This window comes from Phaeobacter sp. HS011 (assembly GCF_018101215.1).
GTDB classification, from domain to species: domain Bacteria; phylum Pseudomonadota; class Alphaproteobacteria; order Rhodobacterales; family Rhodobacteraceae; genus Phaeobacter; species Phaeobacter inhibens.
In genome coordinates, this window is sequence record NZ_JAGEUF010000012.1 from 89401 (window position 1) to 103501 (window position 14101).

15 protein-coding genes are annotated in these 14101 nt (G+C 59.9%); 5 read left to right on the top strand and 10 right to left on the bottom strand.

Going from position 1 to position 14101, the window contains the following annotated elements; all coding sequences use genetic code 11:
- Positions 1-7: 7 nt before the first annotated feature.
- Positions 8-1030: a ketol-acid reductoisomerase gene (ilvC, locus tag J4721_RS18680; protein ID WP_014873754.1), complete on the bottom strand. Its 1023-nt coding sequence runs from the start codon at positions 1028-1030 to the stop codon at positions 8-10.
- 131 nt (positions 1031-1161) lie between these two features.
- Here ilvC and J4721_RS18685 point away from each other — a divergent pair, with 131 nt between their 5' ends.
- A complete protein-coding gene (locus J4721_RS18685; protein ID WP_014879291.1) occupies positions 1162-1617 on the top strand; it encodes an Lrp/AsnC family transcriptional regulator in 456 nt (151 codons plus the stop codon).
- Positions 1614-2072, top strand: a complete 459-nt coding sequence (locus J4721_RS18690) for an Lrp/AsnC family transcriptional regulator (protein WP_102854138.1) — start codon at positions 1614-1616, stop codon at positions 2070-2072. Before J4721_RS18685 ends, J4721_RS18690 begins: the two co-directional genes overlap by 4 nt.
- 1 nt (position 2073) lies before the next feature.
- On the opposite strand, the gene J4721_RS18695 is transcribed toward J4721_RS18690, so the two are convergent.
- The 4 genes from J4721_RS18695 to J4721_RS18710 all read right to left on the bottom strand — a co-directional run bounded on the left by J4721_RS18695 (position 2074) and on the right by J4721_RS18710 (position 5134).
- Complete coding sequence (locus J4721_RS18695) at positions 2074-2766, bottom strand: M50 family metallopeptidase (protein WP_102874724.1); 693 nt, start codon at positions 2764-2766, stop codon at positions 2074-2076.
- A gap of 1 nt (position 2767) precedes the next feature.
- Positions 2768-3964, bottom strand: coding sequence for a UbiH/UbiF family hydroxylase (locus J4721_RS18700; RefSeq protein WP_102874723.1), 1197 nt, complete (start codon positions 3962-3964; stop codon positions 2768-2770).
- Positions 3965-4069: 105 nt separating this feature from the next.
- On the bottom strand, positions 4070-4315 hold the full coding sequence (locus tag J4721_RS18705) for a hypothetical protein (RefSeq protein ID WP_102854141.1): 246 nt from the start codon (positions 4313-4315) through the stop codon (positions 4070-4072).
- 177 nt (positions 4316-4492) lie between these two features.
- The gene (locus J4721_RS18710) at positions 4493-5134 is read right to left on the bottom strand and encodes a pyrimidine 5'-nucleotidase (protein ID WP_211003419.1); all 642 of its coding nucleotides are present in this window, start codon (positions 5132-5134) and stop codon (positions 4493-4495) included.
- Between the two features lie 178 nt (positions 5135-5312).
- On the opposite strand from J4721_RS18710, the gene J4721_RS18715 reads away from it, so the two are divergent.
- The gene (locus tag J4721_RS18715; RefSeq protein WP_014873761.1) at positions 5313-5966 is read left to right on the top strand and encodes a GntR family transcriptional regulator; all 654 of its coding nucleotides are present in this window, start codon (positions 5313-5315) and stop codon (positions 5964-5966) included.
- Between the two features lie 19 nt (positions 5967-5985).
- On the opposite strand, the gene J4721_RS18720 is transcribed toward J4721_RS18715, so the two are convergent.
- Entirely contained in the window at positions 5986-7926 is a 1941-nt protein-coding gene (locus J4721_RS18720) for a glycosyltransferase (RefSeq protein WP_247656200.1), read from the bottom strand.
- A gap of 136 nt (positions 7927-8062) precedes the next feature.
- Positions 8063-9226, bottom strand: a complete 1164-nt coding sequence (gene carA / locus J4721_RS18725) for a glutamine-hydrolyzing carbamoyl-phosphate synthase small subunit (RefSeq protein ID WP_014873763.1) — start codon at positions 9224-9226, stop codon at positions 8063-8065.
- Positions 9227-9455: 229 nt separating this feature from the next.
- Here carA and J4721_RS18730 point away from each other — a divergent pair, with 229 nt between their 5' ends.
- Complete coding sequence (locus J4721_RS18730; RefSeq protein WP_014873764.1) at positions 9456-9929, top strand: GatB/YqeY domain-containing protein; 474 nt, start codon at positions 9456-9458, stop codon at positions 9927-9929.
- 33 nt (positions 9930-9962) lie between these two features.
- On the opposite strand, the gene J4721_RS18735 is transcribed toward J4721_RS18730, so the two are convergent.
- The 3 genes from J4721_RS18735 to ctaD all read right to left on the bottom strand — a co-directional run bounded on the left by J4721_RS18735 (position 9963) and on the right by ctaD (position 13284).
- Entirely contained in the window at positions 9963-10748 is a 786-nt protein-coding gene (locus J4721_RS18735) for a prephenate dehydrogenase (RefSeq protein WP_014873765.1), read from the bottom strand.
- Positions 10749-10972: 224 nt separating this feature from the next.
- A complete protein-coding gene (locus J4721_RS18740; RefSeq protein ID WP_102848691.1) occupies positions 10973-11458 on the bottom strand; it encodes a DUF2244 domain-containing protein in 486 nt (161 codons plus the stop codon).
- A 143-nt stretch (positions 11459-11601) separates the two neighbouring features.
- Complete coding sequence (gene ctaD, locus J4721_RS18745; RefSeq protein ID WP_211003420.1) at positions 11602-13284, bottom strand: cytochrome c oxidase subunit I; 1683 nt, start codon at positions 13282-13284, stop codon at positions 11602-11604.
- Positions 13285-13612: 328 nt separating this feature from the next.
- Here ctaD and J4721_RS18750 point away from each other — a divergent pair, with 328 nt between their 5' ends.
- A complete protein-coding gene (locus tag J4721_RS18750; protein WP_014873768.1) occupies positions 13613-14038 on the top strand; it encodes an HIT family protein in 426 nt (141 codons plus the stop codon).
- Positions 14039-14101: the final 63 nt, after the last annotated feature.

Here is a 14101-nt window from a genome sequence, read left to right on the forward strand (position 1 = left end):
GGGCGCCTTAGTTCTTCTCTTTGTCGACCATCTTGCCGGCCGAGATCCAAGGCATCATGTCGCGCAGCTTGCCGCCGACCACTTCGATCTGGTGCTCGTCGTTGGCACGACGCGAGGCTTTGATTGTGGGCTGGCCCACAGCGTTTTCCAGCATGAAGTCGCGCACGAATTTGCCCTGCTGGATGTCTGTCAGGACGTCCTTCATGGCTTTCTTGGTCTGCTCGTAGGGCAGGATGCGCGGGCCGGTGACGTACTGGCCGTACTCTGCGGTGTTGGAGATCGAGTAATCCATGTTGGCGATGCCGCCTTCGTAGATCAGGTCAACGATCAGCTTGGTTTCGTGCAGGCACTCGAAATAGGCCATTTCAGGTGCGTAGCCTGCTTCGACCAAAGTTTCAAAACCGCAACGGATCAGCTCAACGATGCCGCCGCACAGAACGGCCTGTTCGCCGAAGAGGTCGGTTTCGCATTCTTCGCGGAAGTTGGTCTCGATGATGCCGGAGCGGCCGCCACCGATGGCGGAGCAGTAGGAGAGGCCGATTTCCAGCGCTTTGCCGGTGGCGTCGGTGTCAACAGCCACGAGGCAGGGCACGCCGCCGCCTTTGGTGTATTCGCCGCGCACGGTGTGGCCGGGGCCTTTGGGGGCCATCATGATGACGTCAACGCCTTCTTTCGGCTCAATCAGGCCAAAGTGCACGTTCAGGCCGTGGGCAAATGCGATGGCTGCACCGGGCTTGATGTTGTCATGGACGTATTTCTTGTAGGTTTCGGCCTGCAGTTCGTCGGGCATGGTGAACATGATCACGTCACACCAGGCTGCGGCTTCGGCGATACCCATGACTTGAAGGCCTTCGCCTTCGGCTTTCTTGGCGGAAGCAGAGCCTTCGCGCAGCGCAACAACAAGGTTCTTGGCACCGGAATCGCGCAGGTTCAGCGCGTGGGCGTGACCCTGGGAGCCGTAGCCCAGGATGGCCACTTTCTTGTCCTTGATCAGGTTAACGTCGCAGTCGCGGTCATAGTATACACGCATGATCACATTCCTCTTGTTCGTGTTTGAAGGCATCATAGGGGGTGCTAGCAGGCAAAGTAGTCCTAATGGGGATGAAAATCGTATCGATTATGCAATAGCTATTCTTCATATGAGGCTATATCGTATATTTCATGCTTGATGACCTTGACCGACGCATACTTCGCCACCTGCAGGCGGATCCCGAACAATCGCTGCCTGATCTGGGGGACCGCCTTGGCCTGACTGCGTCGCGGCTGTCGCGGCGACTGGAGAAGCTGCGCGAGGGAGGCGTGATCCTTGGTCAGCGGGCGGTGATCGACTGGCGGGCCTTGGGCTATGAAGTAGAGGTCTCCCTGCGCATCACGCTGGACAAGACCAATCCGCGGGCCTTTGATGAGTTTATTCCCGCCGCACGCGAGATCCCTGAGGTGCTGGAGATCCAGACCTTTCTGGGGCAGGTGGATGTGCGGCTTTCGGTGATTGCGCGGGACATGCCGCATTATCAGCAGATCTACCGTGCGGCGATCCTGACCTTGCCGCATATCACCGATATCGAGGCGCTGATGCATGTGGCGCGGATCAAATCGAACGAGGCGCTGCCGATATGATCCAGTTAGACGAGATTGATCATGCGTTCTTGCGCGCTCTCAGCCGGGATGCCACGCAAACGGCGGGGGCTTTGGGGCGCGCGCTGGACCTTAGCCAGCCGGCGGCGTGGCGCCGCATTCGCCGGTTGCAGGAGGCAGGCATTATCACCGGGCGCAAACTGGATCTGGATGCAGGCAAGCTGGGCTTTGGCGTGACCGTCTTTCTGGGTATCAAGCTGGCCACCAAAGGACGGGTCAGCCTGGAAGATTTCGAACGCGCAGTGTCCGCTATCCCCGAGGTGCAAACGGTGGAGCATATTCTGGGCATGTATGATTACCGCCTGCGAGTCAGCGCTCGGGATATTGCCGATTTCGAGCGGGTGCTGCGGCGGCGGGTGATGACGCTGCCCGGCGTGGGCAGTGTTGATGCAAATGTGCTGTTGAGCGAGGAACGCAGGCCGGGTCCGCTGGGATGATCTACACCTTGCGGCGCAGTGAGATATTGCTGGATTTGCCAAGCCCATATCGGAGCGTGATCCCAATCACTGCCAGACTGATTGCCAGCCATAGACCACCCCAAACTACGGTCGTACCGCCGATGTCCTCGGCCATCATACGGGCATCTGAGCGCAGGTAAGAGCGCGCGATCGTATCGTCCCAGATGTCGAGGGGCGCATAGATCATGCTGCTGATGCCGATAATCCGCAGGGTCATGTCATTGACGGCAAGGCTGAGGTAGCGGGCGGTCGCCAACATCATTGCACCTGTCACCAAGGTGAAGCCGAATGCGAAGAGGTCACGGATATAGAGGGCTGCAACAAACAGCGTCAACGCCCCAAACAGGGCCAGAATTCTACGGTCCCAATCGGTGCGCAGGGCGATGACAAACAACGCAGCCCCAATGAACAGCGAACCGGTATACCCGGCTGACAGCGTCAGAAAGCGGTTGCCGCCCCGGGACGTCACGCTGCCACCTTCATAAGGGTCTATGGTGAGGTTGAGCACCTCACCGCCGGTGGCCAGTGTGACAATGGCATGAGACGTTTCGTGCAGGAAGACGGTCAGGATACGCAGTGGCAGCACTGCTGGCGTGGACCAGAGCAGCACGATCACCAGCGTCAGGCAGATCAGCTGCCAATGTCCTGTGATGACACGCCGTAGAAATGGCATCTTATTTGACACCCAGCCCCATCTGCATCAGCGTTTTGCGTACCGGCGCCATGGAGTAGAGCGCATTGAGCCCAAAAGCGCGCAGGTCGCGCAGCGGACGCGGGGTCAGCATGGAGGTCCGGTTCAAGAGATCGATCCCCTTCACCCGCATCATAATCTCGCTGTGGCGGGCCTTATGGTAGCTTTCGAGCATGGCGGCATCACCTAGCGCCTCGGGACGGGCCTGCGCCAAATCCAGCAGAACGCGCAGATCGCCCAGAGACATGTTCAATCCCTGCGCCCCGATGGGCGGCACCACATGGGCGGCCTCCGCCATCAGCGCCAAGTGCTCGCCATTCATGCGGGCGGCTGATTGGCTGATGATGGGCCAGATGCTGCGGCGGGAGGCAAGGCGCAGCTGTCCCAGAACGCCACAGCTGCGGCGGTTCATTTCAGTCTCGAAAGCGTCCACATCCATGCGCTGCAGCGCTTGCGCTCGTGGGCCGCGCTCCATCCAGACAATGGCGGAAGAGGGCTGGCCGTTGTGATCCGGCAGCGGGACCAGTGTGAACGGCCCGCCGGAGCGGTGGATCTCGGTCGAGACATTCTGATGTGGCTGCGCGTGTGTGACGGCAAACGCCAGCGCTTTTTGCCCGTAGCGGGTTGTTCGTACGGGGATGCCCGCCGCGCGTCGCATGGGGCTGTCACGTCCGTCGCAGGCCAGGACCAGCCTCGCGGTGACGCAGGTGCCATCACTCAGGGTGACCTGTGCGGCATTTGTGCGTGTGAACAGGCTGATGGTGCCAAGGCCGGGACGGAAATCGACAGTCGCGAGGTCATCAAGGCGCGCCAGAAGTTCACGGCGCAGTAGCCAGTTGGGCAGGTTCCAGCCAAAAGGCTGATCAGAAATGTCGGCAGATTTGAAATCCTTGGTGACGCGGGCCACAGGCTCAGTGCCGCCTGCATCAATGATCCGCATGATGTCCAGCGGGGCGGCGTGGCTGTCAAGCCGGGTCCAGATCCCGGCCTCTTGCAGCAATGCCTTGGCCGGTTGCAGGATTGCGGTGGTGCGCAGATCGGCCCCGGCATCATCGCGCAGCGTCACTGGTGGCGTCGGGTCGACGCAGATCACCTTGAACCCGGCAACACCCAGTGTCGCCGCGGCGGTCAACCCTGCGATGCCGCCGCCGGAAATCAGAATGTCGCAACTCTCAGCCATGGAACCTGCCTTTCGTCTCTACGTCTGAGATAGGCCGGTGCTGGTCAGAATGACAAGCGACATACTGTCCTTTTTGACGGTGCCGTTGACTGCGGTTGCCGACGCCTAGCCGCGCGTGATGCTCACCAATATCACGAACATGACGGCTGTTTTGGCCACCGCGGGCAGGAATAGTGCAGGCAGCCCCCAGATGGCGACGGCAAGTCCCCAGAGCAGCACATAGAGTAGAATGGCCAGCAGAGCCTTCGTCGCATTGGCCTGATTGCGGGTTTCAGACGGCCTCACAGGTGATGGTGCGGTGGACGAGGGCGCTGTCGGGTGCTGGGTGTGGTCAAAAGTCATGTCATTCATTGGGCGGCATCCTTGGTCTGGGCAATCTGCGCGGATCACAGCAGCAAGAAGCTACGGGCGCGCGTCAAAGATGCCAGCCATATATACCTTCACGACCCCAACAAAAGGCTGGTGCGGCGGCGCGCCACAGGGGTGCGACAGGATGCGCCGCTAGAGGTCGTGATAGCCCACTTGCCCTCAGAGTAAGCCGAGGAACCGGGTTAAATCGTCTGTATGGTGATGAATATGCGCGCCGGGTGTAGCCTCGGGCGCGACATGGACGGTCCGCATGCCCAGATCATGTGGGGCCTGGAGGTTGCGTGGATCATCCTCAAACATCGCGGCCTTCGCTGTATCGATGCAGGCCTTGGCAAAGACGATGTCAAAGGCCTGGCGCTCCGGTTTGGGGCGATAGTTCGCGTGCTCAACGCCGTAGATCTCGTCAAAGCACCCCTCAAGCCCTCGCGCGGCCAGCACCTGCTCGGCATACGGCGCGGTGCCATTGGTATAAATGATCCGTTTGCCGGGCAGCGCTCTGATCCGTTCAGCCAGCAGAATGTCCGGTTCCAGCTGATCGAAGTTGATATCGTGGACCTCGAGCAAGAAGGGATCTGGATCCAGATCATGGTGTGCCATCAGCCCGGCAAGGGTGGTGCCATGCTCGCGCCAGTAGTCATCGCGCAGCTTGTTGGCCATCTTCTGGTCAACACCAAGGGCAGCCATGACATAATCCGTCATCTTGACCTCAATCTGGTCAAACAGCCGGGCGGACGGGTGATAGAGGGTGTTGTCGAGGTCGAACACCCAGTGGCGGACGTGAGAGAAAGATTGCGATACCATGGCGTGGGACCTAGGCCGCGACCTGTGCAATTGCAAGCATTGCCGGCGGACTAGATGTGGTCGAAACGCGATCTTTGGCAGGAATAAGCAGCCGGATCTTAACCGCTTGGCCGGGCCGGGGTTGATTGCACGGCTGCGAGGCCTGTAGACATCGGTGAGCAACAATCCAAGGATCGACATGAGCCTCACTCGCAGCACCAGCCAGACCGACGCTTATGCGCTGATCCTTGAAGCCATTGATGTCGGGGTCTACCGCCCCGGTGATCGTCTGGTCGAAAGCGACCTTGCTGAACGGTTTGGCGTGTCGCGCACCCCGATCCGCGAGGCCTTGCAGCGGCTGGAGACGCAGTCCTTGCTGGAACGTGATGGCCGGTCGCTGATTGTTGCCTCGCTGGACCACAACCAGATGGCGGAGCTGTATGTGGTGCGGCGTGAGTTGGAAGGGCTGGCCGCCAGCCTTGCCGCACGCCACGCCACCGAAGAGGAAATTCGGGTGTTGCAGGAGATGGTTACCTCGGATGATGCCTTTGTCGACACTCCGACGGAGCTGGCCAAGGCGAACCGTCGTTTCCATGAGCAGATCCATCTTGCCTCCCACAACCGTTATCTGGTGCAGCAGCTGAATCTTGTGCATCGCACCATGGCACTGATGGCAACCACGTCACTGGCCGCAGAGGGCCGGGGGCGGATTGCGCAGGCAGAACATAAGAACATTGTAAATGCCATTGAGCGACGCGACGAGGAGGCGGCGGGCCGGGCGCTGAAGGATCATATTTCGGTGGCCTTCATGACCCGGCTGAAACAGGACGCTGGGGATCGCAGCAAGGGATAGGGCACCGGCTGCCCTCACCCTATGTTCGAGGAAGCGGTGTTTTCGGTTGTTTCTGCGACTGTCCATGCGCGGTCTTGTCCCAAAAAAACGGTTTGAAGATCAGCTCATAGAGCGCCTTGTAGACGGCGATCACGCCCATTGGGAAATACAGGATCATGCTGGGTGTCCAGAGCGCCAGCCAGCGCCGTCCGCTGGCGAAAGCAGCGGTGATCCCGATCGTGATGCCAAGCAATTCGAAAAATACCAGAACGGCAGCAGCCAGATAGGGCGCCCCGGCGGGCAGCAGCGGTGTGCTGGGATGGTCGAACCCGAGGGTGATCAGCCAGAAGGTCCAGAGGCAGGGTGCCAGCAGGAACTGACCGACCGTTCCCAGAAAGAAAGCCTGTAAGCCAAGAAATTGCCGCCAGCCCAGTTGCCGGGCCAGCACAACGGGGCGGCGCATATGGACCAGATAGGTGACCATGAAGCCCTTCAGCCAGCGTGATCGTTGCTTGACCCACGCCCACGGGCGGCAGTTTGCCTCCTCATAGGTGGTGGTGGGCAGCATCTCCGTGCGGTAGCCAAGACGGCAGAGACGGACGCCGAGATCGGCATCCTCGGTCACGTTATGGGCGTCCCAGCCGCCCAGTTGCTCAAGAACGTCGCGGCGGATGAAGAGTGTGGTGCCGCCCAGTGGTACCACCAGCCCGAGGCGCGCAATGCCCGGCAGCACGATGCGGAACCAGCTGGCGTATTCAAGCGTGAAGCAGCGCGAAATCCAGTTCTGGCCGGGGTTGTAGTAGTCCAGCGCGCCCTGCAGGCAAGCCAAATCATTGTCCCCTAGCGCAAAGGCGCTTGCGACCTGCTCCAGCTGGTCAGGCTCCGGTGCGTCCTCGGCGTCCCATACGCCGATAATCTCACCCCGGCAGTAGTTCAGCGCGTAGTTCATGGCCCGCGGTTTGGTGGTGAGGCCGCCGTGGGCGGGTACCTCGATTACCCGGAACCACTCAGGCAGATCAGCGCAGCGGATGGCATTGCGGGTAACCTCGTCATCCTCTTCCAGCACAAGCAGAACCTCTAGCAGACTGCGCGGGTAGGTGAGTTTGCACAGCCGCCTCAACAGGGCGCGGCCAATCTCCGCTTCCTTATACAAGGGCACCAGAACGGAGATCCGCGGCAAGCGTCGCTGCGTTGTCGGCACGCCCAGCACCTGGTCGGATCGGAGCGGGGTGTTGGGTTGTGGTCGGGCACTTTGATGCAGACGTTGCCTGCGTCGATCCTGAAGATGGGACAAAAAACCTGCGCATTTCAGCAGAACGAACAGCAGCAGTGTCAAAAGGGCAAGGCCGCAGAGCAAGGTGAAAACCACCCTCGGCATAATGGTGACAAGTGCAAGGGTCGCCAAACCGATGATGAGTGGCAGACCGAGCCAGTTCGGCTGGCCCAGGGTACGGCAGCTGTAGGTCAGCGGCACACAGGCGCTGGCATGGCGGGCGAGATCGTCGCGAAAATGCGCGGTCAGCAGCTCGGTGATCTGGGCCTCACTGGCGATGACCGGTCGGATATCGCCAAAACTCTCCGCAAGGTCGCGTTGCAGCTCTGCAAGACCGGCCGGATGCGCAATCGCCACCACAAGTGTCTGCCCCAGTTGCATATATGGCAGCGCACAGCGACGCAGCCAGAACCGGGCGGGTTTGCGCGCGAGCAGACGCGCCTGGGGGCGATGGCCACCCAGATCAACCCGTTGCATTCCATGCTCGGACGACAGCGCATCCAGAACCTGCTCCTGACTGGCCCATCCTTCGGAAACAAGGATGTGATCAATCGGAACACGCTGATGCTGGCGTAGAACCAGCGCCCGCATCAGGTGATCTTTGCTGACGGCGTGATGTTCAACCAGACGCCGTTCAAACGACGTTTGGCGCTCTCGCCGGATCAGAGGGCGCGCGGCATCAATCAGTCTTAGGTTGTGCTCAGCCATGACTGAACAGTTTATGCGGTCTTGGATTCGGGCAAGAGGTTTTTCCCGGGGCTATTGTCCAGCCCCCTGTTATCCATGGCGAAAACTCGCCATGGATCTGTATTTTTTGCGCAGGCTTATCTAAAGCTGTGTAGGTTTACGCGGATTTGCGCGCTGCCATCGCTTCGGCGAAACGCTCAAACAGGTAGAAACTGTCCTGCGGTCCGGGGCTGGCCTCTGGGTGGTGCTGGACGGAATAAACCGGGCGATCCGAGATGCGAATACCGCAGTTGGAGCCGTCAAACAGTGAGACATGGGTCTCTTCAACGCCATCGGGCAGGCTCTGACCGTCCACGGCAAAGCCATGGTTCATTGAGGTGATCTCAACCTTGCCGGTGGCGTTTTCCTTCACCGGGTGGTTGGCGCCGTGATGGCCGTGGTTCATCTTGACGGTCTTGCCGCCAAGCGCCAGCGCCAGCATCTGGTGGCCGAGGCAGATCCCGAACATCGGCAGATCGGTGGTGTCGAGGATCTGCTGGATCATCGGTACGGCATATTCACCTGTGGCGGCGGGATCACCGGGGCCATTGGAGAGGAAGACACCATCAGGGCTGTGCGCCAGCACCTCCTCAGCGGTGGCGGAGGCGGGCAGCACGGTAACGTCGCAGCCTGCAGAAGCAAGGCACCGCAGGATGTTGCGTTTCGCGCCATAGTCGATGGCGACGACTTTATGCTTCGGGGCCTCCTGCCGGGTGTAGCCCTCAGGCCAAGCCCACCGCATCTCATCCCAGCGGTAACTCTGGGAGCAGGTCACGTCTTTGGCCAGATCCAGTCCTTCCAGACCGGACCATTCGCGGGCCTTGGCGACCAGCGCTTCGATGTCGAAGTTGCCGTCAGGATCATGGGCCAGTGCCACATGCGGCGCGCCGAGCTGGCGGATTGCGCGGGTGAGCCGGCGGGTGTCAATGCCGCCGATTGCGATACGGTTGGTCCGGGTCAGCCAGTCTTTCAGCTCTTCGGTGGCGCGCCAGTTGGAGGCCAGTGTCGGATCCCATTTCACCACCATGCCTGCCGCGACCGGGTCAGCGGTTTCGTCGTCTTCCGGGGTGACGCCGGTATTGCCGATATGAGGGAAAGTGAAGGTTACGATCTGCCCAGCATAGGAGGGATCAGTCATGATTTCCTGATAGCCGGTCATGGCGGTGTTGAAGCACAGTTCTGCAACTGTTTCGCCGTATGCTCCGAAGCCGTTTCCGTAAAAGATGGTGCCATCTGCGAGCGCCAAACATGCGGTGGGTTTGGGCGTGACGGTATCGGCCATGGCGCGACTCTCCAATCTGGGCAAAATTCATGGGCTTGTAAGGGGAGGGCCGCAAGGCGTCAAGCCTGCGTGGACGTGATACGGCGGTGTTCGGGCAGTCTTCTGGCTCGGCTGCGCGTTTGATGGCCGCTTGGGGGTGCCCCAACGTCATTCGAATAGCCGCAACTTGAATTGCCCTACCACATTAGGTAAAGATCCGGTTTCCGACTCCGTGGGAATGGACAGATAAATGGATACGCGAACTCGGGTCAATATGGCCCTGAAACAGGCCATGAAGGACCGCGCAGCAGCCCGACTGGCAACCCTGCGTCTGATCAATGCCGCGATCAAGGACCGCGAAATTGCCGAGCGGGTGGATGGCGAAGCGGGTGGGATCGGCGATGCTGAGATCCTCGCGATTCTGGGTAAGATGACCAAGCAGCGCAATGAAAGCGCGCGCGCCTATGAAGAGGGCGGGCGGCTGGATCTGGCCGAGCGTGAATTGGGCGAGATTTCAATCATCGAAGAATTCCTGCCCAAACAGTTGAGCGATGACGAAGTGGCGGAGGCCGTAAAGGCCGCTGTTGTCGACACCGGTGCCCAATCGATCCGGGATATGGGAAAGGTGATGGGCGCGCTGAAGGGCAAATACACCGGCCAGATGGATTTCGGCAAGGTTGGCCCACTGGTCAAGGATCAGCTGTGCCAAGGGGGCGATTGCTGACCTACCGCTGACTGGCGGATATCGTTGCAGAGATCAGAAGCCCGCCGCGTTTGGCGGGCTTTGTTGTGTGCGAGGCGTGACGGGGTGTCGGCCTAGGTCGGCGGCGCGCTCTAGGAAGCTGTCCCGTATGTCTGCCGCAAACGGATTGTCGCGCAGGATGGCCTCCAGCACACCGGGGGCATCTCCGGTCACCATCCGGCTGGCCTGCTGCATCAGCTCGAAACTGGCGGTGGTCATCCGCAGGGTCTCCGGCGCAACCTGATTGAGGGCCTGGGCGATCAGGTGGGTCAGCCCCTGTACCGTCGCCAGTTCACGATCATGCGCTTCGGGCGTGGTCCAGATCACTTCAAGCCGGAAGATATGCCGTAGCACTGCCGCCAAGCGCAACGGGCGACCGCCGCGGAGGGGGCAGAGCGCGATTTTCTGACCCGCGAGCCCCTGCCGGGTGCTTTCGGGACCAAAGAGCGGATGGGTGCCAAGCAGATTGACCTCTGGTGGCAGGACGCGTTGCATCACGTCGGCGGGGGCCATTTTCACCGATCCGACATCCAGGACCCATGTCCCGGGCCTGACCAGTGGCGCAAGCGTGTGGCATAGCGGTTCCATCGCGCCAACAGGCACGGCGAGGATCACCAAGGGACAAGCGGCGGTCTCAGCGAGGGAGCCGAACCGAAGCGATGGGTGGCGTGGTCTCTCATCGGTTTGTACCGGATCATATACGCAGATCGGCAGCAGCGGCGACAGGTGACGGGCAATCAGCCGCCCGAAGGCACCAAAGCCGATCAGGCCTATACGGGAGAATTGAGGAGGTTGGGGCATCGAAATCGGGCTCCGGTCTGTGCCGCGATGCCGATGGAAAGGATGAGAGATGATGCCTAAGACCGCCGGATCGCGGCGGGATAAACATCAAAGAAATGAGAATGCGTCCGCCGTTATGGAAACAGCGGATAATAGACGGTCGAAAAGATCAGGTTCGCATTGGTCATATGGCAGCCATAGCCGGGCTGAGTGTCTATGTCAAAGGGCTGCACGTCGAAGGCCTGTCATGCCTTGCTAAATGCGGCCTGCAACTCATCATAGAGCGCCTTGCGTTCATCCTCTGACAGGAAGGCACCGATTTCCACCTCGCGACCGCTGCCACGCAGGGTGACATAGTTGGGAACCGGGCCATCATCTGTGTGCAGCTCGACCTCGGTCCAATACCGATTGCAGCTCCAGTTCTGCCTCTTGCCAGTCGGATTGATGCGCTCCAGGTGCGCTTCGCTTGGGTCAAGGGTCAGCACCTCCAGCACATGACGGTCGCGGCGGCTGCGGTCCAGCGCCCATTTTACCGCAAACAGCGTGGCAGTCACAAAGGGCAGAACGCCCCATAGCGCAGCGCTGCCGAGGAGTGGGATCATCGGAATCGTGATCAGCGCAGCGAGCGTTCCAAGAAAACGCACATACCCCTCCGGTGGCAGCGATTGATGCGGCCAAAGATGCAGCTCTTGGTGACTGTCAGTCCGGGCGGTGGTCCATTGGTAGGGCATGGCGTGAATTTAGCGTCTCGGCAGAGGCTGTCCAGCACTCCGGGGCAGACATCTTCAGCAATGTGCCAAGATGTGCTGATGCCAAGAAGAAGGCCCCGAAGCGGGTGCTTCGGGGCCTGTCGGTGTTTCAGCTCATCAGCACCTTAGTGCGAATGGGAGCGATCCCAGTCTTCCTGCTTGGGCAGGATTTCGAAGGTATGCTCCGGTGGCGGAGAGGGCAGGGTCCACTCCAGCGTGTCGGCATATTCGTTCCAGTAGTTGTTCTGGGTGATGCGAGCGCCACGCAGCAGCGAGTAGATCACAACGCCAAAGAACAGCAGGAACGATGCAAAGGACAGGAACGCGCCATAGGACGAGATCTTGTTCCAGTAGGCGAAGCCTTCCGGATAGTCGATATAACGACGCGGCATGCCCTGACGCCCGAGGAAGTGCTGCGGGAAGAAAGTCAGGTTTGCGCCGATGAAGAACATCCAGAAGTGGATCTGGGCGCCCAGCTCGTTGTACTGACGACCGGTCATCTTGCCGAAATAGAAGTAGATGCCCGAGAAGATCGCGAAGACAGCGCCCAGCGACATCACGTAGTGGAAGTGCGCAACCACATAATAGGTGTCGTGATAAGCACGGTCGACCGACGCCTGCGACAGAACCACACCGGTCACACCACCAACGGTGAACAGGAACAGGAAGCCGAACGCAAACATCATAGGTGCTTTGAACTCGATCGAGCCGCCCCACATGGTGGCGATCCAGGAGAACACCTTAACCCCGGTCGGAACCGCGATGACCATTGTGGCCAGCATGAAGTAGGCCTGCTGGTTCAGCGACATACCGACGGTGTACATGTGGTGCGCCCATACGACGAAGCCCAGAACACCAATCGCGATGATCGCCCAGACCATCGGCAGATAGCCGAAGACCGGCTTGCGTGCGAAGGTCGCGATCACGTGGGAGATGATGCCAAAACCCGGCAGGATCACGATGTACACTTCCGGATGGCCAAAGAACCACAGGATGTGCTGATACAGGATCGGGTCGCCGCCGCCGGCAGGGTCAAAGAAGGTGAACCCAAAGTTACGGTCCATCAGCAGCATGGTGATCGCACCCGCCAGAACCGGCAGGGACAGCAGGATCAGCCAGGAGGTGACGAAGATCGACCAGGAGAACAGCGGCACCTTGAACAGGGTCATGCCAGGGGCACGCATGTTCAGGAAGGTGGTGATCATGTTGATCGCACCCAGGATCGAGGACGCACCAGAGACGTGAACGGCGAAGATCGCCAGATCCATGGAGAAGCCGCCTTCGTTGGTGGACAGTGGCGGGTAGAGAACCCAGCCCACGCCGGAACCGGCCTGATCGTTGCCGCCCGGTGCGAGGACCGAGGCAACCGCCAGCGAGGTACCCGCGACATACATCCAGAACGACAGGTTGTTCATCCGCGGGAACGCCATGTCCGGCGCGCCGATCTGCAAGGGCATGAAGTAGTTGCCGAACCCGCCGAAAAGCGCGGGAATAACCACGAAGAACATCATCAGGATGCCGTGGGCGGTGATCAATACGTTCCAGAGGTGCCCGTTGGGGACACACTCACGCGTAGCATCTGCGATGAACCTCATGCCGCCAGATTCTGGAGCACACATGTACTGAACGCCGGGATCCATCAGTTCAAGCCGCATGTAAACGGTGAACGCGACGGAGATGAAACCAACGATCGCCGAAACGATCAGGTAGAGAATGCCGATATCCTTATGGTTCGTGCTCATGAACCAGCGGGTAAAGAAACCGCGCTCGTCTTCGTGGCCGTGACCATGAATGGCTGCATCTGCCATTAAGGTGCCTCCTGTTGCATAACGATAGGCCCCAAAAAACCGTATAGGTGGGCCTAGACTCATCTTGCGTTTTAGTTCGCCCGCAACAGGCCTTCAATGGCGGAGTTTGATATGGATCAAGAATAATTGTCGCGGGCAGCTCCGTTTCGGGCTGCACGGACTCCCGTCGGGTGTCGCGGTCGCGGGCCGGCCTGCGTTTTGGCGCCCGCATAATTCATCGCCAATACCGCAACGCGATACTGTTTTGTCAATCAAGATGCCGTGGCGCGCTTGACCCTGATAGCCGAGGGCGCGAAAGTCCATCTGACGACCTCACGGAGTGCAGATAGTGGCGCAATACGATCCAAACAATATCTTCGCGAAAATTCTGCGCGGAGAGCTTCCTTCTTACAAAGTGTATGAGGATGAGGCGACCTTCGTCTTTATGGATATCATGCCTCGATCTGACGGTCATATGCTGGTCATCCCCAAGACGCCGTGCCGCAATCTGCTGGATGCTTCAGCTGAGCAGCTGGCCGCTGTGATGGCCACGGCGCAGAAGATGAGCCACGTTGCGATGCGCGCGTTCGATGCGCAGGGTGTCACGGTGCAGCAGTTCAATGAGGCTGAAGGGGGGCAGGAGGTTTTCCATCTCCATTTCCATATCCTTCCCCGTCGCGGTGGGGACACGGTGCGGCCACCGGGTATTATGGCAGACCCCGGCGTCTTGTCCGAGCACGCCGAAAAAATGCGTGCGGCAATAGCTGCAAGTTGACCAGTAGTCGGGGCTACACTTGGATGCGGAGATCTGCGTTTGAGACGTGCCGTAGGTCGTGGT

Bases quoted from the DNA above. Each gene is read 5' to 3' on its own strand.
- J4721_RS18705 (WP_102854141.1), bottom strand. From the start codon at position 4,315: ATGAATGACATGACTTTTGACCACACCCAGCACCCGACAGCGCCCTCG.
- J4721_RS18710 (WP_211003419.1), bottom strand. From the start codon at position 5,134: ATGGTATCGCAATCTTTCTCTCACGTCCGCCACTGGGTGTTCGACCTC.
- ctaD (WP_211003420.1), bottom strand. From the start codon at position 13,284: ATGGCAGATGCAGCCATTCATGGTCACGGCCACGAAGACGAGCGCGGT.
- J4721_RS18685 (WP_014879291.1), top strand. From the start codon at position 1,162: ATGCTTGATGACCTTGACCGACGCATACTTCGCCACCTGCAGGCGGAT.
- ilvC (WP_014873754.1), bottom strand. From the start codon at position 1,030: ATGCGTGTATACTATGACCGCGACTGCGACGTTAACCTGATCAAGGAC.
- J4721_RS18695 (WP_102874724.1), bottom strand. From the start codon at position 2,766: ATGCCATTTCTACGGCGTGTCATCACAGGACATTGGCAGCTGATCTGC.
- J4721_RS18720 (WP_247656200.1), bottom strand. From the start codon at position 7,926: ATGGCTGAGCACAACCTAAGACTGATTGATGCCGCGCGCCCTCTGATC.
- J4721_RS18735 (WP_014873765.1), bottom strand. From the start codon at position 10,748: ATGCCCCAACCTCCTCAATTCTCCCGTATAGGCCTGATCGGCTTTGGT.
- J4721_RS18715 (WP_014873761.1), top strand. From the start codon at position 5,313: ATGAGCCTCACTCGCAGCACCAGCCAGACCGACGCTTATGCGCTGATC.
- J4721_RS18700 (WP_102874723.1), bottom strand. From the start codon at position 3,964: ATGGCTGAGAGTTGCGACATTCTGATTTCCGGCGGCGGCATCGCAGGG.
- J4721_RS18690 (WP_102854138.1), top strand. From the start codon at position 1,614: ATGATCCAGTTAGACGAGATTGATCATGCGTTCTTGCGCGCTCTCAGC.
- J4721_RS18730 (WP_014873764.1), top strand. From the start codon at position 9,456: ATGGATACGCGAACTCGGGTCAATATGGCCCTGAAACAGGCCATGAAG.
- carA (WP_014873763.1), bottom strand. From the start codon at position 9,226: ATGGCCGATACCGTCACGCCCAAACCCACCGCATGTTTGGCGCTCGCA.
- J4721_RS18740 (WP_102848691.1), bottom strand. From the start codon at position 11,458: ATGCCCTACCAATGGACCACCGCCCGGACTGACAGTCACCAAGAGCTG.